We start from the raw sequence: 20,957 nt of genomic DNA on the forward strand, positions 1-20,957 counted from the left end.
AAAGCTGGTCGCGGCGCTCTGCCGCGACCCGCACGTAGACCCCACGAGGGCGCCACCCCGGGGGGGGTGACGCCGTCGCTCGTTCCCAGGTCGCCCTCTCGTGCACGCGGACTCCAGCGGTGAGGCTGGTCCCACCGCTCGCGCCCACCGGTGAGTGTGGTCCCACCCGCGCGCACCTCGTGGGACTACGCTCACCGCCCCCGCACGAGGGTGGGACCACACTCACCGGGCCCGGGCGTGGGATCGGTCAGCTCGACGGCGGTGTGTCGCCCTCGGTGCTCTGCTCGCCCTGGCTGTTCTGACCGAAGATCCCTCGGAGTGCGACGGCGAAGGCAAGACCGACGCCCATGCCGATCCCCACGCCCAGGCCGATGTTGCCTATCGCCGCACCCATGGCGACCCCGATCGCGATGCCGATCGCGATCCCGACCCCGAACATCGCATTGCCGCGTGTCTCGTGGTCCTCACCCTGGGGCTCAGTGCCGGGAGTCTCGTCCTCGCTCATGGCCTCATCGTCCCAACCGCCGCTGGCAGGGCGCACTCCGCCGACCGACTGACCTGCCGTCGCAGCTCCCCCGCAGTGCGGAGGCTGTCAGCGACGCTCGCGCGCCCCGGCCACGCGCAGGACCGCACGTTCCACGGCGAACTGGGGCTCGCGGCTCTCGCCCTTGACCTCGGCATCGGCATCGGCCACGGCCACGATCGCGGTGGCGAGCCCTTCCGGGGTCCATCCGGACAGCTCTCGGCGAGCACGATCGATCTGCCACGGTGCAAGGCCGAGCTCGCCGACGCTCGCGCCACCTCGACCGCGGGTGGCCGCGACCTTGGCGAGCGTGCGCAGCTTCATCGCGAGTGCGGCGACCAGCGGCACCGGATCGGAGCCGGTGGCAAGGGCGTGGCGCAGCAGCGTGACGGCAGCCGCACCATCGCCGGCGATCGCCGTGTCCGCCACCTTGAACCCGGTCGCCTCGACGCGGCCACCGTGGTAGCGCTGCACCACGTCGGGAGTGATCGCGCCGGTGGTGTCATCGATCAGCTGCTGCACTCCGGCGGCGAGCTCGCGCAGGTCGGACCCGAGCGCCTCGACCAGAGCACGCACGGCATCAGCGCTCGCGCGGCGCCTAGCGGCGCGAAACCGGGCGCTCACGAAGTCGGCCTTCTCGGTGTCCCGCTTCAGCGGGTCGCATTGCACCACGGGCAGCCCCGCGGCAGCGATCGCGTCGAGCAGCTTCTTGCCGAGAACACCCTTGGTGTGACGGAGCACCATCGTGACGTCGCCGGCCTCGGCGGTGCCTGTGCCGAGGCCCTCGAGGTACGCGAGGGCATCGGTGATGAACACGTCCGACGCCGCGTCCACAGCGTCGACCACGATGTGGCGCCGCTCCTCGAACAACGACGGGCTCGTGATCACGTCCAGCTGGTGCGGCTGGTAGCCGGCAGCCTCGAGCCTTGTGACCTCGACCTCCGGGTCACGTTGCTTCGCCAGTGCGAGCAGGTGGTCGGTGACCGCATCCACGAAGTAGCCCTCGGATCCCTTGACCAGCACGATCGGGGCGAGCGGGATCGCGTCGAGATCGAGCGGGCTGATCCCGGCAGGTCTACGGCGTGAGGGTGGCACGGGGTCAGCCTGCCACGTCACCCCGACACGCCCACGCCACCATCCGCGGAAACTCCGCCTGCCAGAACGGGTCGCCGTGATCGCCGGCCCGCTCGAGCATCACGACGTCGGCGCCGGCATCGCTCAGTGCGGTCGCCCATCGCGTGGCGTTCCCGGCGAACCACGGCTCTCGCGTGCCGGCCACCAGGTAGGTCCGTGGCAGTGGTCCCGGCAGCGTCGGAGGCGGCTGATACCCGCCACCCGGCGACGCGGCGAGAATGGCGCCGTACACGTCGGGGTGCCGGATCCCGAGGGCAAGCGCGAGCTCGGCGCCGGCCGAGACGCCGTAGACCGCGGTGCGGTCCGCGGGCGCCACGATGCCGAGCTCGTCACGCGCCCAGTCGCGCACGTCCTGCACGAAGAACCTCTCGTGGGCCTCGAACCGCTCGGGGTCGAACCGGGGTGAGTACTCGGAGATGCGTGCCATCTCGTCGATGTCGTCGGTCGCGTGAACGCCGACGATCGCGGTCGCCGGCACGCCAGCCGCGGCCTCGAGGTAGCCACCCCACTGGGAGATCAGCTGCCCGTCGGCGGCGTACACCACCGCCTCGGCTGGCTCCGGTGGCAGGTAGGCGGCGACGGTCCGGCCGCCGTCGTAGGGCAGCGTCACCGAGACGACCTCGCCCGCAATCGGGTGGACGCGTGGCGGATCCTGCACGGGCGGTTCGTCGACGTGACTCTGAGCGTCGTCTCGTTCGTTCATGTCCCTCGCCTCCGGTGCACGCCACTGTGCCATCCGACGCCGGCGCGTGCCTGGCTATCGCCGACGACGCCGACCGGTGCGCAGCAGCTGCCGTGCGGCCACGGCACCCCCGAGGCCGAGTACGGCCACCCACCACGGCACCGTGGCGAACGGCAGGGCCGCGCACCACGTCGCCACGGAGGCGACCCAGGCCGTGGCGATCCCCGCCCACGAGGCGAGCAGCTGCGCGAACACCGGCGACGCGGGCGCGACCAGCGTCGCCGTCAGCCCCAGCACCGTGGCCGGTGGAACGGCAGGGGCGGCGAGCACGTTGGCCAGCACACCGTGCATCGGCATCGCCGGCTGCAGCAGCGCGAGCGCGGGAGTGCAAGCGAGCTGAGCCGCGAGCGGCACGGCAAGAGCCAGGGCCGCTGCTCGCGGCAGAAACCGTGTGAGCCGGTCGGCCAACGGTCCGGAGGCGAGCAGCAGCCCAGCGGTGGCCAGGACCGACAGCACGAATCCGAACGAGCCCGCGAGCCAGGGATCGATCGCGAGCAGCACCACCACGCTCGCCCACAGCGCCGGCAGTGCGGCGCGCGGCCGTCCGAGCAGCAGCCCCAGCAGCAGCACGCCACCCATCGCAGCCGACCGCAGCACGCTGGCGGTGGGGTGCACGAGCACCACCAGGGCGGCCAGCACGAGACCGCCGAGCACGGCCTGCCAGGCGCGCGGGAGTCGCCGCAGCGCCACCAGCACCAGCCCGACGACCATCGCGACGTGGGCGCCCGAGACCGCCGTCACGTGCGTGAGACTGACCGTGCGCAGGTCGTCGGCCAGTGCGACCGGGAGCGCGCGATCGTCGCCGAGCGCGATCCCCGGGACCAGACCGCGCGCCTGGGCGTCGAGCCCCGCGCTCGCGGCGACCAGGCCCGAGCGGAGGTCGGCCACGAGTGCCGAGACGGGCGGCGCGCGTGCCACCATGTCGGCCGGTCCGGAAACGACGAGCAGCGCCGCGGCGGCATCGCCTGCGTCGGTGGCCACCACTCGCGCGTCGGCACGCACACGAGAGCCCACGACCGCGCTCATCCAGGTCGCGTCGGCGAGCACCGTGACCGCGACTGCCGGCAGCTGCTCCTGCGGCTCCCCTGCCGCACCGACCGCGACCCACGCCGCCCTCACCAGCACCCGATCGCCCGAGAGCAGCCGCGGCTCGGAATCGATCCTCAGCACCACCGTCGCCGCACCGCCCAGGTGCGGCTGCACCACCGCCTGGCGTACCTCGGCCCTGCCCCAGGACCAGCCCAGCAACAGCGAGACGGTCGCGCCGGTGAGGAGCACCGTGGCCGCGGCCCGACCGTGCGTCCGCCGCCGGTGCCGCCCGCCCGGAGGCCGCCACAGCCGCGCCGCGGCAGCAGCGGTCAGCGTCAGGCACGCAATCAGCAGCACCAGGCCGAGCACAGCTCCGGAGCGGATGCCGACGAAGGCCCCGGCCCACCCCAGCAACGCAGCCGGCAGCAGTCGCAGGTCGCGTCGAACGGGTACCGCCACGTCACACCGTCACGAGATCGCGCAGCCGAGCCAACGTGGCTGGGCCGATCCCGGAGACGTTCGTGAGCGCATCCACACTCGGGAACGGACCGTTCTCGGTACGCCAGGACAGGATCCGCTCGGCGAGCGCGGGCCCGATCCCCGGCAACGTCTCGAGCGCCGCAGCGTCGGCGGTGTTGAGGTCGACCAGGCCGGTCTCGGTACCCGGCGAATCGCCGCCGCCCGCCGCTGCGGGCGGGACCGCCTCGCCCTCGCGCGGCACGTAGACCTGCTGGCCGTCGGCGAGCGGAGCTGCCAGATTCAGCGCATCGAGGTCAGCCTCATCCGTGCCGCCCCCGGCGCGCTGGATCGCCTCGGCCACTCGGGACCCGGCCGACACCTCGACCAGGCCCGGTTCGACCACCGCGCCTGCCACGTGCACGACGATCGAGCCGTCGGTATGCGGCTCCTCGGCGACTGCGGAGCCCTCGGGCGCTGTGGTCGGGTCCGGTATCACCGGTGCCGACGGTTCAGCCGACGGCGCGTCGGGCGCCGCGGGGGCCGGCGGGATCCGGGCGAGCACGAGATAGGTGACCGCAGCGACGACCAGCACCACCAGCAGCGCGGCGATCCGCACCGCTGCCCCGCCGGGCGCGGCCCATCGGTGGGGTGCGCGCTCGGGCAGCTCGGGCTCGGGGGCACCGTCGTACGCCACCCGCAGGTACCGCCGCAGTCGGGCGCCAGCCTCATCACGCATGCCGGGAAACCTAGATCGGCCCTCCGGTGCCCCGCAGTGCCGGTCCGGGGGTGCTGTGGACAGCGGTGCATCGGGCCGCACCTGTGGACAGCGACGGCATGGGTGTGCGAACGGGGTCCTCCGCGTCGGTGCCGCCCCATACGCTGAGTGCCATGACGACAGAGGCAGAGCTCGCAGCCCTCCGTGCCACTGCGGCGCAGGCGGCCGCCGAGGCAGCCGAGGCCAAGGCCGCCGCCGCCGAGGCGGCCCTTCGCGCCGCCGAGGCAGCCGCAGGCAGCACAGCACCCGACCCCGCAGCGAAGCCCGAGGCTGAGGTGCCCTCCGAGACCGAGGAGGCTGCGCCGTCGGAGGCGGCCGAGGAGCCCGAGAACACGGGCGACCTGTCCGCGCAGGCCGCGACGATCAAGGCGGGGTACACGTTCAGTGGCGCCACGCTCCCATTGGGGGCGTTGGTGGAGAACGGGGACGCGGTCGCGGACGTGCAGGTGGCCCTGCCGCTCGCGATGATGAACCGGCACGGTCTGGTGGCCGGCGCGACCGGCACCGGCAAGACCCGCACGCTGCAGGCGATGGCCGAGGGACTGTCGAGCGCCGGCGTTCCGGTCTTCCTCGCCGACATCAAGGGTGATCTGTCGGGGCTGGTCGTCGAGGGCGAGGGCAACGAGAAGCTGCTTGCGCGCACCACCGGCTTGGGCCAGGACTGGTCGCCGGCCACGTTCCCGGTGGAGTTCTACACGCTCGGCGGCATGGGCCACGGGGTGCCGATCCGCACCACGATCACCGACTTCGGGCCGCTGCTGCTGGCGAAGGTGCTCGGGCTCAACGCCACCCAGGAGTCCTCGCTCGGCCTGATCTTCCACTGGGCCGACACGCAGGGACTCGCGCTGCTGGACCTCAAGGACCTGCAGTCGACGATCGCCTACCTCACCAGCGACGAAGGCAAGCACGAGCTCAAGGGCATCGGAGGCGTCTCGGGGGCGACCGCGGGCGTGATCCTGCGCGAGATCGTCGCGCTGCAGGCCCAGGGCGCGGACGTGTTCTTCGGCGAGCCGGCCTTCCGCACCAGCGACCTGATCCGGACCGCCGCCGACGGCCGCGGCGTGATCTCCGCGCTGGAGCTGCCGGACGTGCAGGACCGGCCGGCGCTGTTCTCGACCTTCCTCATGTGGCTGCTTGCCGACCTGTTCGGCGAGCTCCCGGAAGTGGGCGATGCCGACAAGCCGAAGCTGGTGTTCTTCTTCGACGAGGCGCACCTGCTGTTCAACGGCGCCTCCAAGGAGTTCCTCAGCCAGGTCACGCAGACCGTCCGCCTGATCCGGTCGAAGGGCGTGGGCATCTTCTTCGTGACGCAGACCCCGAAGGACGTGCCCGGCGATGTGCTGGCGCAGCTCGGCAATCGGGTGCAGCACGCGCTGCGGGCGTTCACGCCCGACGATGCCAAGGCGCTACGCGCCACGGCGCGGACCTACCCCACGTCGGAGTACGACCTCGAGAAGGTGCTCACCTCGATGGGCACGGGTGAGGCGGTCGTAACTGTGCTCACCGAGAAGGGCGCCCCCACCCCGGTGGCGTGGACCCGGCTCCGCGCACCGCAGGCGTCGATGGACCCGGCACCCGACGCCGCGATCACCGCCGTGGTCAACGCCTCGCCCGCGCTCGCGCAGTACGGCGAGGCGGTCGACAACGTGAGCGCCTACGAGATGCTCGTCAGCCGCATCGAGCAAGAGCGCACGGCCACGGCGGAAGCAGAGCGCGCCGAGGCCGCTGCCGAGCAGGCGGAGAGAGACCGGATCGCGGCCGAGAAGCAGGCCGCCAAGGAGGCCGACGCCGCGGCCAAGGCGCAGGCGAAGGAGGAGGCCGCCGCGGCCGCCCGCGCCGCGAAGGACGCGGAGCGCAACGCCAAGTCACGGCGCTCCGCGCTCGACTCGCTGCTGCGGTCCGCCGGCACCACGATCGGCCGCGAGATCACGCGCTCGATCTTCGGGACACGGAGGCGCTGAGGATGCACGCGAGCTGATTCGCCCAGGTGCGACGAATCCTTGACGGCTGTCTCGTATCCACTGTTGACAGGGGTGCCCGTCCGTGGCGGGCGCCGACCCGACGGAGGACTCTGATGAACCCCACCGAGCTGTACGAGACCACCGTGGCCGAGCGCCGCCGACTGACGGGCCTGCTCGAGGCGCTGACTCCCGAGCAATGGGCCACCGACTCTCTGTGCCGTGGTTGGCGCGTCAGGGAGGTGGTGGCCCACCTGAACACCTCCGAGACCCAGCACTGGGACGACTTCGAGGCTTCGGTCGGTGCCGCGCACGGAGACATCAATCTGGCCTGCGACCGCACGGCGCGCGCGGACACCTCCCGTTTCAACGATGCTGAGCTGCTCGACATCTACCAGAGGCGGATCCCCAGTCGCTGGACTCCCGGACCGAACGAACATCAGGCCGCGCTCGCCCACGAGGTGATCCACGGCCTGGACATCACGATCGCGCTCGGGCTTCCCGGTCCCGAGCCGCACGTCATGGCCGCCGCGATGTCCGGCGGCGACCCGGAGTCGATCGAGGTCTTCGGCGTGGATCTCGCGGGGAATCGGCTGGTCGCCCACCACACGGCACACGTGATCGGCGCCGAAGGCGACGCGCCCGACGTCACGGAGGTACGCATGACCGCCGTTGACCTGACGCTGACCGCCACCGGGCGCCTGCCGCTGCCGGGGGTGCCGTGAGCGACGCGGTGGACGACCAGGCGCTGGCGCTGCTGCGGCCCGCGCTCGTCAGGTACTGCTATCGCATGCTCGGCGATGGCGCCTCTGCCGAGGACGCCGCCCAGGAGGTGCTGCTATCCGCCTGGCGCGCGCGAGAGCGATTCGACCCCGAGCGGGGGAGCCTGCGCACGTGGGCGTTCACGATCGCTACCCGCCACTGCCTCGACCGGCTCAAGGCGGCGGCTCGGCGGGAACTACCGACCGACCTGGTCGATCGCAGTGAACCCGACGGTCCGTTCGACCGCCTGCTGCCCGCGGGCCGGTGGGTGACCCCCCTTCCTGATGTCGTGGACCCGGCGAGAGCGGTCGAGGAGCGCGAGAGCATCCGGATGGCGTTCGTGGCTACGCTGCAACGGCTGCCGGCGCGGCAGCGGGCCGTCCTGGTGCTGCGCGACGTCTACGCCCTGTCGACGGCCGAGACCGCGGATGTGCTCGGGACGAGCGAGTCCGCGGTCCATTCCTCGCTGCAGCGGGCACGTCGCACGGTCACCGCACCGCGTGATGCTCCGCCGCGGCCCGTGGACCCCAGGCTGCTGAGCGACTTCGTCACCGCCTTCGAACAGCACGACGTCGAGGCACTCGCCCGATTGCTGCACGCCGATGTGGTGAGCTCGATGCCACCGGTCGCGTTCTGGCTCTCCGGGATCGACGACGTGACGAACGTGTTCGCGAACGGCGATGGCTGTGTCGGTCACCGGTTGGTGCCCACCGGAGCCAACGGCTCGCCGGCGTTCGGGCAGTACGCGCCGGAGACCGCTCCGGATGGGGAGACGGTCTACCGGCCGTTCGCGCTCCTGACACTGGAGGTCGAGGGGTCGGCGATCACGCGAATGGTCACCTGCCTCGATCAGGCCGACGCGTTCGCCTCGTTCGGGCTGCCGGAACGGTTCGAACCGAGCACTCTGAGGACTCCGACCAGCAGCAGCACCTGAGCCGGTACGTAGGTCCCCATCACGAGCGTGGTCTGCAGCGGATCGGGAAGCTCGACCACGAACCGCCCGAGCGCGAGCGTGAGATCGGAGACCATGAACAGTGCACCGCCGATCAGGCCGGCTCTGCCGGCCCCACTGGCCAGGATCGCCACGAGGGTGAGAGCGCCGGCGTAGATCACCACCGGGCCGGCCAGCAGCGCACCGGCAGCGGGAGCGACGATCGCCGCGCCCGCCACCCCGACCACGACGTACGGGGCCATCGCAGGCCGTCCGAGCAGGCTCAGGCTCCGGGTCGGCCACAGCGCCACCAGGTAGCACAGGTGCGCCACCAGGAAGCAGCCGAGCAGCAGCAGGAAGTCGTGGCCGCCGAGCGTGTCGCCGGCCCAGGACAGCAGGATCCCGGCGAGCCACCAGCGTCCGCGCACGTCCTGGAGCCCGCGGGCCATGATCAGCGCCAGCACGAGCGGCGGCATCACGAACCACTGCGCGTAGCCTGCCCACGCCCACCCGAGCAGGGTCCCGCCGACCTGCAGCACACAGGCGACCAGACCCACCGCGATGAGCGCCGTCACCAGCGCTGATCGCTGACGGCCCGGCCCTGTCGTCGCCACCCGCGACACGGTAGCCCGCGCGCTGAGTGCGCACATCACCGGTCAGTGCGAACGGTGCGCGGTGCTCACTCACCGTGGGCGTGCGCACTCACGAGGGCTGTGGAGCGGGAGACAGCGCCGCCGACTCCCCCGCTGCCAGCCGGATGGCGACCTCACGCTCGTCGGAACCGTCGATACGGACTCGATCCACAGTCATCGTGCCGTGGACGCAGAACAGCGTCAGGACGCCGTCGGCGGCGGCGTGGACCCGACCCCAGCCGGAGCCGAGCACCACGGGCCAGCCCGACCCCGGGCTTGGCGCCCGCAGGGACAACGACCGGGTGACCGCGTCCCACCGCTGCCCCGTGCGTGCCTCGAGCACGCTCCAGCCCGAGAGCGCGCGCACGTAGTGGTCACCGCACTCGATCTCGTTGTACGGGTTGCGGCGCCTCCCGTCGTAGCGGCGCCACACGCCGTCGAGGATCGCGCGGGACTCCTCGTGCAGGCCCTCCATCTCGCAATGGGCGGCGACCTGATACTCGATCCCGGTCCACACCTCGTCGCAGTACCGGGTGGGGATCGCGGGGCGGCCGCCGGTCGGCCAGGTGCACATGAGCAGCCCGACGTCGTCGCCGTCGGCGAACACCCGGTACGGGTGCTCGAAGTCCTCGAAGCCGTGCCGCAGGTTGTGCCGGACCACCGAGGCCAATGCGGTGCGCACGTGCTCGGCGGGCAGCAGGTGGCCGAGGCCGAGCAGGTGCGCCCACCACTGACCGATCAGCTGGTCGGAGAGGCAGCCCGTCTCCCACTGGAACTCGTGCGGGTCACCGTCCTCGAGGATCTGCCGGTAGTACTCCCCCGTGAACAGGGTCTCGTCGTAGCCGCGGCTGCCGCGCTCGAACAGCTCCCGCCACGCGCTCGCCTGCGCTTCGTCACCCGCGAGCCGCGCGAGCTCCTCCCCCGCCCGCAGCGCCGCGAGCCAGAGCGTCCCCATGTACGTGTTGAGCCCGGCGAGGTCGATGTCGTGGGTCGAGGGCTGGATGCCGTGCAGCATCCCGGTCTCGTCCGGGTCCCACGTGCGCGCGACGTAGGTCAGCAGCCGCTGCAGGTTCGGCCAGTAGCGGGCCAGCCACTCGTGCCCGACCCCGTTCCGCACCTGCTGGTAGCACTTGAGCACCGAGCCGAGCATGCCGTCGAGCGCCGGTTCCTCCGGCCCGCCGATCGGCCGGTCCCACAGCTGGCCGAGCGAGGTCGGCAGGATCACCCGGTGCGGGATGAAGCCTTCGGGCGCCTGCATCACGTCGAGCTCGGTCTCGCGCATGCTGCGATCCAATTCCGGCCACAGCCGCGCCAGCCCCTGCGCGTACATGTGCACGTGGGTGCAGTTGAGGGGGCACGAGCCGCCGACGTCCCCGGACCACATCGTGGTCGACGCACCCTGCACACCCTCGAACCCGTACAGCTCACCGCTCGCGATCCGGAAGAACGACGGGCTCCGCACGATCGCCGCCTGCGCGGCCAGATGCTCCACCTCGGCGTCGGTCAGGGCGCTCTCGCGCAGGGTCCTGGTCCACGAGAGTGTCTGCTCCCGCAATCCCTCCCACTGGCCGTGCACATGCTCGGCGATCGCGAGGGCGTCGGTGAACCGTTCCGCGTAGTGGTTGCCGAGCCATTGCCGCTCCATGCCCCACTCGGGCCGGATGCCGCCGAACTGGGTGAAGTTGACGTACCGGTTCGGCAGCCGCCACGCCAGGCTGACCCGCACCTGCGCCGACTCCCCCGGTTCGATCTCCACCTGTGCCGCCAGGCCGCCGTTCCAGGTGCTGCCCTCGGCGCTCGGACCCGCGCTGGCCCACGAACCGGTCGGCTGCGGATCGGCCAGATCGCGCGGGATGTGAGCCCAGTCGTTCGGCCCGAACGGCTGGCGGCCGCGCAGGAAGTCGAGGAATTGCTCGGGCTCGCTCCAGTGCGGCAGCGCGGTGGTCAACGGCGCGTCGGCGCTGACGACCACCTGCCCGGCACCGGGATGCCTCTCGTCGAGACTCGGGTTCTCCATCACCAGGTGCGTCCAGCCGCCGACGGCGTCCCTCGTCACCCTGTTGACGTTGCCCCCGTAGCCGGGAGCGTTGACCCCTTCAGGTTGCAGCGTGCCGTCGATTCCGAGCGGGTTCTGCATCCCCATGCCGAGCCATGCGCGCACCGGCACGTCCGAGACGTTGGTCAGCGTGAAGGTGAACATCGCGACCGGCAGCGAGCTGGCGTCGGCGTCCAGCGGCACCATCGGCGTGAACGCCTCGAGCTGCACCTGCACCGGCAGATCGTCCTCGTAGTCGATCTCCGCGACCGGGTACGTGGCCCGGAAGCGGGTTCCGGCCACGCCCTGGTGCCGCGCCAGCAGCTTGTGCTGCCACCGTGGCACCAGGTCGTCGTTGACCAGTGGCGTCCCGGTCCGCCGCAGCGGCGGCGGGGCCTGCAGGATCCGCACCTGGTCGAACGGCGGCTCCCACTGCGAGACCCGCAACGCGAAGAACGAGTGCGGCAGGTCCCCACGGTGGTTGCCGATGTTGTGCAGCTGCCACTGCCGCAACCCGCCATCGGCGCCGATGCTGACGTTTCCGGTGCCGATGCCACCCAGTGGCATCGCGACGTGCGGACCGTCCTGCTGAACGATCGCGCGAGGCTCTGTGGTCACTTGATCCCCGAGATCCTGATCCCGCTGATGATGTAGCGCTGGAAGATGAGGAACAACGTGATCACCGGCAGTGCGGCGAGCGTCGACCCTGCCAGCAGCATGCCGTACTCGACCCGCCGCTCGGAACGGAAGGTGGCGAGGTACTGCTGGATCTGCGTGAGCGGGCTGTTGGGCTCGGTGATCGTCATGATCGGCCACACGTACGCGTTCCAGAAGGCGAGGAACGAGGTGATGCCCACCACCACGAACACCGGCTTCGACATCGGCAGGAACACGTCGGTGAAGATCCGCCACCGACCGGCGCCGTCGATGAGCGCAGCCTCCTCGATCGACGTCGGGATCCCCAGATAGAACTGGCGGATGAAGAAGATGTGGACCGCCGCCGTCGCCCCCGGGATGACGAGCACCGCGAGGGTGTTGAGCATCCCCATCCGGGTGACCACGATGTAGGAGGTCAGCAGGATCGCCATGCCGGGGATGAACATCGTGAGCAGCACCAGCACCCACAGCAGCCGCTTGAAGGAGAACTCCAGGCGTGCGAACACATACGCAGCCATCGAGTTGACCGTGAGGCTGAGCGCGGCGAACAGCAGCGCGCCGCCGAAGGTCACCGCCATCGACCGCACGAACGCCGGATCCTGCAGGATCTCCACGTAGTTCTGCGGCTGCCACACGTCCGGGAAGAACTGGAACGGTGAGGAGACCACCTCGTTGCGGGCCTTGAAGCCCGAGATCGCCATCCACGCCAGCGGGAACAGCGCGGCGAGCACGATCAGTGCGGAGAACAGGTACCGCATCACGGTGCCGAACGGACCGGTCGACCGCGCCGAGCGGCGGCGCTTGCGCGGCGCCGGGGTGTCCACGGCGGCGGCGATCTCGGGGGCGAGATCGTCGGTGAGTGCTTGGCCGGTGAGGGTCATCCGTCGACCGCCTTCTCGGAGTTGATGACGCGGAAGATCACCGCGGACAGGCCGCCCAGCACGAGGAAGAGGAGCAGTGCCGCCGCGATGGAGTAGCCCACGTACAGGTCGTTGGTGAAGCGCTGGAAGATCAGCAGGTTGGGCAGCAGGGTGGCTTGCGTGGGACCGCCGGAGGTCATGATCAGCGGTAGCTCGTACTGCTGGATGGTGGCCACGAAGGAGGTCACCAACAGGTACAGCGTGATGTTCTTCATCAGCGGGATCGTGATGAAGCGGGTGCGCTGCCACCAATTCGCGCCCTCGAGCTCGGCCGCCTCGTAATAGCTCTCGGGAATGTCGAGCAGCCCGGCGAGCATGATCAGCGACGCGAGTCCGAGACCGAGCCAGATCGCGGGCACGGTCAGTGCTCCGAGCGCGAGCTTCGCGCTGCCGAGCCACGCCTGGTCCGCGATACCGACGTGACTGAGCATCCAGTTGAGCAGACCCTGCCGGTACTCGTAGATCAGCACGAACACGATCGAGGCGATCACGCCGGAGATCACGGTGGGGATGTAGATGCTCACCTTGAGCACGGTGGCCATCTTCGCGCCCATGCTCTTCACGAGGTTCGCGAACAGGAAGGCGATGATCAGGATCGAGGGGACCACGATGATCGAGAACCGCAGGCCGCGGCCGATCGAGGCCCAGAACACCGGGTCGTTCAGCACCATGCGGAAGTTCCGTAGGCCCACGAACACGGACTCCTCGTAGAAGCTCCAGTTGTAGAAGCTGACGGTCCACGCGTAGACCAGCGGCCACAGCACGAAGATCGACAGCAGGATCAGGGCGGGCGCCAGCATGAGGAACGCGACCTTGTTGTCTCGTCGTCGACGGCGTCGCTCCACGCTGCGGAGGGACGCCGCATCGAGCCCGGGGGCCGTGAGCGTGCTGGTCTTGCTCATCTCGTCACCTCGACGTCAGTAGGGGGCCGGGTAGGTGCGCGCCTGGCGACGCGTACCCACCCGGCGTGGACATCAGGAACCCGTGCCCGCGAGCTGGCTGTTCTCGATCTCGGTGGCGATCTTGTCGTTCGCTCCTGCGAGCGCCTCGCTGACCGGGGTGCCCTGCATCGCGGCCTCGATCGCCTCACCCATCGCGAGGCTGACGTTCCACGGGTAGCCGGGCTCGGGCATCGCGAACGGCACGATGTCCTCCTGGATCGTGGCGTTCCACGGGTTGATGTCGTCGACATCGGGGAGCTCGTTGATCGCGTCCGCGACCGACTGCCGCGCGGTCACCTTGGAGAACTGCGTGGCCTCGAAGAACGGCACGATGTTCTCGGTGTCGCCACCGAGTGCCCACTCGATGAAGGCGCCGGCCTCGGCTCCCATCTCGGACTTGCCGTCGACCACCCAGGTCCATCCGCCCAGTGTGGCGGTGGGCTGTCCCGCCTGCCCGTCGAAGGACGGCATCGCAGCGACCGCGACGTTCTCCACCAGGTCCGGGTAGTCGTTGAGGAGCTGGCTGGCGGCCCACGAGCCGTTGGCCATCATGGCGTACTCGCCGTCACCGAATGTGGTGGCGTCGGGGTAGCCGGTACCGTCAGCCGGCGGAAGGGCCCCGCTGGCGAAAAGGTCCTGGAAGGCCTGCAGCAGCGGCTCGAACTCCTCGGTCGCTGCCGGCTCGGACCAGTCGTCGCTGATCGGCAGGTGGCCCGCCACGTTCCACTGGTAGCCCCAGGTGGACCAGGACATGTCGGGGGCGCTCTGCGCCAGCCGCATGCCGAACACCTCATTGGTGGTCAGCTGCTCGGCGTAGTCGACCAGCTCGTCCCAGGTGGCCGGCGGGCCATCGATGCCGGCCTCAGCGAAGAGATCGGTCCGGTAGTAGAGCACCGCAGACGGCTCGACCAGCATCGGATAGGCGTACGCGTCGCCATCGATCGTCACCGACTCGCGGATGTTCTCCTGCAGGTCGTCCCACGCCTCGGCGCTGATGACGTCCGTGAGCGGTGTGATCTGGCTGGTGCGCGCGGCATCCCGGATGCCGCCGTAGTTCATCGTGTAGATGTCGGGGGCGTTGCCGGCCGCTTGGGCCGCTGTCATCCGCTGGTCCCAGGCGTCTCCGGGAACCTGCGTCAGGGAGATGTGGACCTCGTCCTGCGAGGCGTTGTAGTCGTCGACCACTCCCTCATACCACTCGTTCTCCTCGTCGGTGAACGAGGTCTGCCAGAAGGTCACCTCGGTGACACCCTCGGGGACGTCCTCGCCTCCACCGGTGTCGCCGGGACCGCCGTCCGGAGTGCCGGTGCATGCCGACAGCAAGAGGCCTGCTGCGGCCACGGCGCCGACGGCGCCGATCGTGGTGCGTGTGATGCGCATGTCATCCTCCTTGATGAGTGCTCGTTCCCGAGCGTGTGGTTGCGGTGGTCAGTCATCGGTGGCCAGCGTGGCGCTGTACCAGAAGACGTTGTAGGGATCCCAGATCGAGAGCGTGAAGTAGATCGTGCGGCCGTCCTCGCTCACGTATCGCGGGTTCATGTACGGGCCGTACAGACCGGGTGTCTGCGCCTGCGTAGTGAGCACGTGCGGATCGCTCCACGGACCCCAGGGGGTGAGGCCCTCGAACAGCACGGCGTCACCGTTGTCGATCATGGTGGTGAGCAGCCAGCGCTCGGTCTGCTCGTGATACATCACCGACAGCTCACCCACGGCGCGGTCGAGCACCATGGCTGCCTGGTCGAGGTCGTCGGACCAGGTGGGCCTGCCGTCGCCGTCGGTGCCGGCGAAGTAGGTGTAGGAATCCAGATCCTCGACCGCCTCGGTGGTGGCGGGCACACGCATCAGCTGGACGCCGCCGAACCGGCCCGAGGGGATCGACCAGAAGTACAGGTAGTCGGTACCACCCTCGGTCACGTGCGCGGCCGAGACCTGGATGACGTTGGAGTCGCCCGGCCACTGCGGCTCCTCGAGCACCTCCCAGGTCTGCCCGTCGTCGGTGCTGCGCACCAGGCCGGCGTGGTTCGCGTCCCACGCCCCGGGTTCGCCCCAGTAGCTCACCGACATGTACTGCAGGTAGAGCGAGCCGTCGACGGCGAAGCCGTGGGTCGGGATCTTCGTCACCTCTCCCTCGCCGTCGTTGGGAGCCTTGTCGCCGACGGCGACCTCGAGCGCGAGGCCGACGTCGTCGAGCACCCAGCCGTCGAAGGTGATGCCGTCGGTGGGGTCGTCGTCGGTGCTGTAGGCGATGGCGTTGGACCGCCAGTTGCCGCCGCCTCCGCCGGTCATGCCCTCGTCCCGAGTGCCGAACGTGTCGCCGAACACGAAGTATGTGCGGTCGTCGACGGTGAACATCGACCCGAGGTCGGTGCCGGCCACGCCGACCGCCTCGGTGTCGTTGATCGCGCCCGCGCCGGTGAGCTGGGCGATCTGGGTGACGTCCTCGACACCGGTGACCACGAACGGCTTGTCGGAGTCGGTGCTCACCTCGGTGCCGTTGCCGCCGCTGCAGGAGGCGGCCAGTGCGGTTGCGCCGGCGGCGGCAAGGATGGTTGTGGACATGCGGCGCCCCCTCATGCCAGCCTCGGCAGTCGCTGCTCGACCGGTAGCAGCGTGAGCCCGCGCGCCGGCTCCTCGGCGTACCAGTACGCGGTCGACGACAGGTCGTCGCTGCGGTGGTTGTTGTGCCCGTGCTCGATGCTCACCTTGATGGACGAGGTGAAGGTCACCGGGTCCTCCACGTGGAACCGGTACAGCGAGATCTGGCCCGACCAGTTCTCACCGCCGGGCAACGTGATGCCGTGGTAGGGCGCGGCGTAGCTCTGGTCGGGACACCAGGCGGTGTTGAAGTAGTCCTCGGTGCCCGTCCCATGCAGCCGAGGCGGCCAGGGTTCGCCGTCGACGAAGATCATGTCGTCGCCCTCGCCGTACCAGTTCCAGTCGGCGGTGTGACGCAGGTTGGTGACGTTGAGGACGCAGCCCACGTAGTGGCCGCGACCGGCGGTGTCGAGGATCGTGTAGTTGCCCTCGCCGCCGAGGTTCTCCCCACCGAACAGGAACTCGCCATTGGTCATCGAACCCTGCTCGACGCCGTCGGTCGGGTTCTCACGGTTCCAGCTCGCGTGGAACCGGCCGAGACCAGGTTCGAGCTCACTGAACGCGTCGTAATCGATGTAGTAGTAGAACGCGAGCGGCTCGGAGACGCACTCGCTGGTGAGCTCGAAGCGCGCCCGACTCGCGAACGGCATGTGGAAGAACGAGTTGAAGCCCTTGCCGTCCTGCGGGCTCATCTGCAGTGGCGCCGAGGAGAAGTTCACCGTGCGGCCGTGGCCCACCCCGAAGAAGTCGCCGAGCGGTACCAGCACGCTCGGCTCGGGAGCGTCGTCCCAGTAGATCCGCAGCACGAGCTTGCGCAGGAAGTCGGCGTCGGAGGTGTCCGGCCCGGCAGGATCGAGCGGCGCCACGGTGACCCAGATGTGGTTGACCGAGCCGGCTCCGCGGATGTCGGCGAGCGTCACGGTCTCCCCCGGGCGCACCGTGAGGCGGTCGTCGTTGCCGCCAGTGACGTCCCAGCTCGAGGCGCGCATGCGGCGGTGCTCGCGCAGCCGAGGCAGGTCGCGCAGGCTGCTCCCGTAGCCGCCGTAGCGGCCGAGTCCGCCAGGTGTGTCGTGGTCGCTCATCCGTGCTCCTTCGCTCCGGTCAGTCCTGGATGGCCGCGGCGCCGCTGTGCGCGAGCACCTCGGCGGTCTCGTCGGCGTGGGGTGCGGCGGGCGCGCCGCCATGGCGTTGCACACTCAGTGCGGCGGCTGCGTTGGCGACGGTCACGGCGGTGCGCAGGTCATCGCCCGCCGCCAGTCGGGCGCCGAGGTTGCCGCAGAAGGTGTCGCCGGCGCCGATCGTGTCGACGGCCGCTACGGCGACCGCGGGCACCCTCTCGACCGGCACGTCGCCGTCGAGCACCAGCACCCCGTGCTCCCCGAGCGTCACGACCAGCGCGCCACGGCGGCCGCGCCAGAAGTCGATCGCGACCTGCTCGATCGGGTCGCTCGCCCCCGCGCCGGCGAGCTGCCGCAGCTCGCCCTCGTTGGGGACGATCACGTCGACCATCGCAAGCAGGTCTCGCGGGAGCGTGGCGTACGGGGCCGGGTTCAGCACCACCCGGACCCCCGCGCCGTGAGCGAGCCGCACGGCGGCGAGCACGGTCTCCATCGGGAGCTCGAGCTGCACGAGCAGCACGTCGGCGGAGACGATCGCATTCGAGGCCGCTGCGACGTCGTGCCGGTTCACGTGCAGGTTCGCCCGCGGCACGATGACGATCGAGTTCTGTCCGCCGGTCTCCACCAGCGGCAGACCCACGCCGGTCCCGGAACCCGCGTCGGCCAGCACATGCTCGGCGCCGATCCCTTCGCTGTGCAGAAACGCCCGGAACTCCTCGCCGAACGGGTCATCGCCGAGGCGGCCGATGACGCTGACGTCAGCGCCGGCGCGGCGCGCGGCGACCGCCTGGTTGAAGCCCTTACCTCCGACGAAGGTCTGGAAGCTGGTCCCGATCACGGTCTGGCCCGGCTGCGGTCGCGTGGGCGTGGTCGCCACCAGGTCGTACATGAAGGACGCCAGCACGCAGACGTTCACAGCTGCACCCCCAGTTGCGCGCCGAGCGAGCCGCCCGGGTGGCGCTCGGCGAACTGCTCGGGAGTGAAGCCGCTCAAGGTCATCAGGGTGGCGGCGAGCGCGTCGCCGATCGCGAGCGTCAGGGTCGTGGACGAGGTCGGCGCGAGTCCCAGCGGGTCGGCCTCCTGCTCCACGCGGATGTCCAGGTGCACGTCGCACAGCCGGGCGAGCGTCGAGGCCGGGTCGCGAGTCATCGCGATCATCGGCACCCCCCACCGCTTCATCATCGACGCGAACTGGTTGACCTCGGCGGTCTCGCCCGAGTTGGAGATGAGGATCGCCACGTCGTTCGGCGTGGCCATCCCCGAATCCCCGTGCAGGGCTTCCGAGGAGTGCACGAACTGCGCCGGCGTACCCGTCGAGGCGAGCGTCGCGGCGATCTTCGCGCCGACATGTCCCGACTTGCCGATTCCCGACACCAGCACACGGCCACCCGCCCGCCGGATCAGCTGCACGGCAGCGACCAGCTCCGGCGCCACCCGCTCCGCGGCCACGGAGATCGCACTCGCCTCGATCTGCATCGCGCGCACACCGGCGGCCACCGCCACCTGCACGTCGTCCTCGACCACGCCCGTGTCCTCCATGACTCAGGAATCGATTTCTCGCCACAGTAATCGATTACCCGTCCGAACGGAAGCCCGGCCACATCACGAGTTGATCTCGATGCGGCTGCAGCGCTGGCCGCCCGCCACCGCCATCGCCCGGCGTCAGCGGCGGGGGCCGGTGCTCTCGCGAACGAGCAGGCGCGGCGTGAGCAGCAGGTGCAACGCGGGGGCATCGGGCTGGGTGCCGCGCAGCACCAGCTGCTCGGCGGCCCGCTCCCCCATCTCCTCGACCGGCTGCGCGACCAGCGTCACGCTAGGGCGGACCATCTGGGTCCACCGGTCGTCGTCGACACCAACCAGCGAGATGTCGTCGGGCATCGTGAGCCCGCTCGCCTGAATCGCCCGGTAGGCCCCGGCTGTGACAGGCCCGTTGGTGGCGAAGATCGCGTCCGGCCGGTGCGCACCCGCGAGCAGCTCCCGCACGATCACCTCGGCGTCGTCGGCGCGCAGGTCGGAGCGGAGCATGCGGCGGTCGTCGTGCGGGAAACCGGCCTCGTCGAGGGCATCGAGAGCACCACGGAGCCGGTCCTCGGTCGGACTCACACCCGACGGACCGGCGAGGCACACGATGTCGCGGTGCCCGAGCTCGAGCAGGTGCTGTGCGGCCATCCGGCCCGCACGCACGTTGTCGAGCAGGACCGTGTCGCCCGGGAAGTCGTGCACACGCCGGTCCACCGCCACGGTGGGGACACCTGCGGCGAGCAGGGCCGACAGGTCCGAGTCCTGCTCCGACGTCACCGACACGACCACGCCGGCCATCCGCTGCGCGATCGCCGTCGCGAGGTAGCCCTGCTCGCGCACGAGCTGCTCGTCGGTGTTGCAGAGCATGACCGAGTGTCCCGACCGCACCGCCACGTGTTCCACTGCGGCTACGAGCGAGGTGAAGAACGGGTTCTGCAGGTCGGAGACAATCGCGGCCCAGACGTCGGTGCGTTGACGTCGCAGCGCACGGCCATTCGGGTTGGGCACGTACCCCGACTCCGCAGCGGCCTCGCGGACCCGCCGCGCCAGTTCCGGATCCACGGTGGAGGCGCCGTTGAGCACGCGGGAGACCGTGGCGCTCGAGACTCCGGCCGCGCGTGCGACGTCGGTGATCCGCACCGTCGTGCGACTACCGCTTCCGGACGTGCTCACGCGGCGATCGTGCCAGACGTCGCGCGCCTCCGGCACCGTTCGACACCCCGTGCTCGCACATCCGACCTCGGGGCGTCAGCCGACTACCACGTTGACGAGCGACGGCGGGCGAACGATCACGCGACGAATCGTCTTGCCCTCGGTGTGCGCTGTCACGGCCGCGAGCGCCTGCTCCTGCAGGTCTGCCTCACTGATGTCGGGGGCCACCTCGAGCCGGGCGCGCACCTTGCCCATGACCTGCACGACGGCGGTCACGGTCTCCTCGGCGAGCAGGCTCTCGTCGACCTCGGGCCAGCTCGTGCGACCGATCGTCGGCTGGTGGCCCAACCGCTCCCACATGTCCTCGGCCGTGTAGGGCGCCACCAGCGACAGCAGGATCGCGACCGCCTCGACCGCCTCCCGCACGGCCGGGTCGCTGCCGCCCACCCCGGAGTCGATCGCCTTCCGGGTGGCGTTGACCAGCTCCATCGTGCGTGCGACCACCACGTTGAAGCGGTGCAGCTCGAGCAGTTCCTCAGCCGCGCGAATCGTACGGTGAGTGGCCTGACGAAGGTCACGATCGCCGTCGGCGGCTGAGGTGCCTGGCGCCGAGGTGACGTCACCGGCGAGCCGCCAGGCTCGCTGCAGGAACCGCAGCGACCCACCGGGCGACATGTCCGCCCAGTCGATGTCGTCCTCGGGCGGTCCGGCGAAGACCAGGGTGAGCCGCACGGCGTCGACCCCGAACTCGTCGATCATCTCGCCCAGGTTGACGCCATTGCCCAGCGACTTGCTCATCGCCTTGCCCTGGTTGATGACCTGGCCCTGGTTGAGCAGCGCGCTGAACGGCTCCTGGAAGTCGATCATGCCCATGTCGGCCAGCACCTTGGTGAAGAACCGTGAGTACAGCAGGTGCAGGATCGCGTGCTCCACACCGCCCACGTACTGGTTCGCAGGCATCCAGGCGCGCACGTCCTCGACCTCGAACGGCCGCGCCTCATCCTGCGGCGAGACGTAGCGCAGGAAGTACCAGGAGGAGTCGACGAAGGTGTCCATCGTGTCGGTGTCCCGCT

General features: G+C 70.3%; 19 protein-coding genes. 3 read left to right on the forward strand and 16 right to left on the reverse strand.

Annotation, left to right across the window (positions count from 1 at the left end):
* Nucleotides 1–247: 247 nt before the first annotated feature.
* From ACOJSN_RS17230 to ACOJSN_RS17250, 5 genes are all read right to left on the reverse strand, one after another.
* Nucleotides 248–505 (reverse strand): hypothetical protein, encoded by a 258-nt coding sequence (locus tag ACOJSN_RS17230; RefSeq protein WP_420113718.1) that lies wholly within the window; start codon nt 503–505, stop codon nt 248–250.
* Nucleotides 506–592: 87 nt separating this feature from the next.
* Nucleotides 593–1,618, reverse strand: a complete 1,026-nt coding sequence (holA, locus tag ACOJSN_RS17235; protein ID WP_420113719.1) for a DNA polymerase III subunit delta — start codon at nt 1,616–1,618, stop codon at nt 593–595.
* 4 nt (nt 1,619–1,622) lie between these two features.
* Nucleotides 1,623–2,360, reverse strand: coding sequence for an alpha/beta hydrolase (locus tag ACOJSN_RS17240; RefSeq protein WP_420113720.1), 738 nt, complete (start codon nt 2,358–2,360; stop codon nt 1,623–1,625).
* Nucleotides 2,361–2,414: 54 nt separating this feature from the next.
* Nucleotides 2,415–3,887, reverse strand: a complete 1,473-nt coding sequence (locus ACOJSN_RS17245) for a ComEC/Rec2 family competence protein (protein WP_420113721.1) — start codon at nt 3,885–3,887, stop codon at nt 2,415–2,417.
* A 1-nt stretch (nt 3,888) separates the two neighbouring features.
* Nucleotides 3,889–4,623, reverse strand: coding sequence for a helix-hairpin-helix domain-containing protein (locus ACOJSN_RS17250; protein ID WP_420113722.1), 735 nt, complete (start codon nt 4,621–4,623; stop codon nt 3,889–3,891).
* 152 nt (nt 4,624–4,775) lie between these two features.
* Between ACOJSN_RS17250 and ACOJSN_RS17255 the strand changes: the two genes are divergently transcribed.
* The 3 genes from ACOJSN_RS17255 (at nt 4,776) to ACOJSN_RS17265 (ending at nt 8,316) form a co-directional block, all read left to right on the forward strand.
* Complete coding sequence (locus ACOJSN_RS17255; RefSeq protein ID WP_420113723.1) at nt 4,776–6,623, forward strand: helicase HerA-like domain-containing protein; 1,848 nt, start codon at nt 4,776–4,778, stop codon at nt 6,621–6,623.
* A 113-nt stretch (nt 6,624–6,736) separates the two neighbouring features.
* A complete protein-coding gene (locus ACOJSN_RS17260; protein WP_420113724.1) occupies nt 6,737–7,345 on the forward strand; it encodes a maleylpyruvate isomerase family mycothiol-dependent enzyme in 609 nt (202 codons plus the stop codon).
* Nucleotides 7,342–8,316 carry an RNA polymerase subunit sigma-70 gene (locus ACOJSN_RS17265; RefSeq protein ID WP_420113725.1) on the forward strand — a complete coding sequence of 325 codons (975 nt, stop codon included), beginning with the start codon at nt 7,342–7,344 and terminating at the stop codon, nt 8,314–8,316. Before ACOJSN_RS17260 ends, ACOJSN_RS17265 begins: the two co-directional genes overlap by 4 nt.
* Here ACOJSN_RS17265 and ACOJSN_RS17270 read toward each other — a convergent pair.
* From ACOJSN_RS17270 to ACOJSN_RS17320, 11 genes are all read right to left on the reverse strand, one after another.
* Complete coding sequence (locus ACOJSN_RS17270; protein ID WP_420113726.1) at nt 8,232–8,927, reverse strand: lysoplasmalogenase family protein; 696 nt, start codon at nt 8,925–8,927, stop codon at nt 8,232–8,234. The genes ACOJSN_RS17265 and ACOJSN_RS17270 overlap by 85 nt on opposite strands.
* An 88-nt stretch (nt 8,928–9,015) precedes the next feature.
* Complete coding sequence (locus ACOJSN_RS17275; protein WP_420113727.1) at nt 9,016–11,598, reverse strand: GH116 family glycosyl-hydrolase; 2,583 nt, start codon at nt 11,596–11,598, stop codon at nt 9,016–9,018.
* Complete coding sequence (locus ACOJSN_RS17280; RefSeq protein ID WP_420113728.1) at nt 11,595–12,518, reverse strand: carbohydrate ABC transporter permease; 924 nt, start codon at nt 12,516–12,518, stop codon at nt 11,595–11,597. The genes ACOJSN_RS17275 and ACOJSN_RS17280 overlap by 4 nt, the downstream gene beginning before the upstream one ends.
* Nucleotides 12,515–13,459: a carbohydrate ABC transporter permease gene (locus tag ACOJSN_RS17285; protein ID WP_420113729.1), complete on the reverse strand. Its 945-nt coding sequence runs from the start codon at nt 13,457–13,459 to the stop codon at nt 12,515–12,517. Before ACOJSN_RS17285 ends, ACOJSN_RS17280 begins: the two co-directional genes overlap by 4 nt.
* 72 nt (nt 13,460–13,531) lie before the next feature.
* Entirely contained in the window at nt 13,532–14,878 is a 1,347-nt protein-coding gene (locus ACOJSN_RS17290) for an ABC transporter substrate-binding protein (RefSeq protein ID WP_420113730.1), read from the reverse strand.
* A gap of 48 nt (nt 14,879–14,926) precedes the next feature.
* Nucleotides 14,927–16,057 (reverse strand): DUF4185 domain-containing protein, encoded by a 1,131-nt coding sequence (locus ACOJSN_RS17295; RefSeq protein ID WP_420113731.1) that lies wholly within the window; start codon nt 16,055–16,057, stop codon nt 14,927–14,929.
* 11 nt (nt 16,058–16,068) lie between these two features.
* Nucleotides 16,069–17,175: a glycoside hydrolase family 172 protein gene (locus ACOJSN_RS17300; protein ID WP_420113732.1), complete on the reverse strand. Its 1,107-nt coding sequence runs from the start codon at nt 17,173–17,175 to the stop codon at nt 16,069–16,071.
* A gap of 19 nt (nt 17,176–17,194) precedes the next feature.
* Nucleotides 17,195–18,127, reverse strand: a complete 933-nt coding sequence (locus ACOJSN_RS17305; RefSeq protein WP_420113733.1) for a ribokinase — start codon at nt 18,125–18,127, stop codon at nt 17,195–17,197.
* Nucleotides 18,124–18,750: a KpsF/GutQ family sugar-phosphate isomerase gene (locus ACOJSN_RS17310; RefSeq protein ID WP_420113734.1), complete on the reverse strand. Its 627-nt coding sequence runs from the start codon at nt 18,748–18,750 to the stop codon at nt 18,124–18,126. The genes ACOJSN_RS17305 and ACOJSN_RS17310 overlap by 4 nt, the downstream gene beginning before the upstream one ends.
* 123 nt (nt 18,751–18,873) lie before the next feature.
* Nucleotides 18,874–19,905 (reverse strand): LacI family DNA-binding transcriptional regulator, encoded by a 1,032-nt coding sequence (locus tag ACOJSN_RS17315; RefSeq protein WP_420113735.1) that lies wholly within the window; start codon nt 19,903–19,905, stop codon nt 18,874–18,876.
* 75 nt (nt 19,906–19,980) lie between these two features.
* A partial coding sequence (locus ACOJSN_RS17320; RefSeq protein ID WP_420113736.1) for a class I tRNA ligase family protein occupies nt 19,981–20,957 on the reverse strand: 977 nt, incomplete at its 5' end.

The sequence above is a fragment of the Pseudactinotalea sp. genome (assembly GCF_048594945.1).
Taxonomy (GTDB): domain Bacteria; phylum Actinomycetota; class Actinomycetes; order Actinomycetales; family Beutenbergiaceae; genus Pseudactinotalea.

Coding starts and splice junctions, on each gene's coding strand:
- ACOJSN_RS17310 (WP_420113734.1), bottom strand. CDS start 18,750: ATGGAGGACACGGGCGTGGTCGAGGACGACGTGCAGGTGGCGGTGGCC.
- ACOJSN_RS17280 (WP_420113728.1), bottom strand. CDS start 12,518: ATGACCCTCACCGGCCAAGCACTCACCGACGATCTCGCCCCCGAGATC.
- ACOJSN_RS17260 (WP_420113724.1), top strand. CDS start 6,737: ATGAACCCCACCGAGCTGTACGAGACCACCGTGGCCGAGCGCCGCCGA.
- ACOJSN_RS17240 (WP_420113720.1), bottom strand. CDS start 2,360: ATGAACGAACGAGACGACGCTCAGAGTCACGTCGACGAACCGCCCGTG.
- ACOJSN_RS17290 (WP_420113730.1), bottom strand. CDS start 14,878: ATGCGCATCACACGCACCACGATCGGCGCCGTCGGCGCCGTGGCCGCA.
- ACOJSN_RS17285 (WP_420113729.1), bottom strand. CDS start 13,459: ATGAGCAAGACCAGCACGCTCACGGCCCCCGGGCTCGATGCGGCGTCC.
- ACOJSN_RS17295 (WP_420113731.1), bottom strand. CDS start 16,057: ATGTCCACAACCATCCTTGCCGCCGCCGGCGCAACCGCACTGGCCGCC.
- ACOJSN_RS17255 (WP_420113723.1), top strand. CDS start 4,776: ATGACGACAGAGGCAGAGCTCGCAGCCCTCCGTGCCACTGCGGCGCAG.
- ACOJSN_RS17300 (WP_420113732.1), bottom strand. CDS start 17,175: ATGAGCGACCACGACACACCTGGCGGACTCGGCCGCTACGGCGGCTAC.
- ACOJSN_RS17250 (WP_420113722.1), bottom strand. CDS start 4,623: ATGCGTGATGAGGCTGGCGCCCGACTGCGGCGGTACCTGCGGGTGGCG.
- ACOJSN_RS17230 (WP_420113718.1), bottom strand. CDS start 505: ATGAGCGAGGACGAGACTCCCGGCACTGAGCCCCAGGGTGAGGACCAC.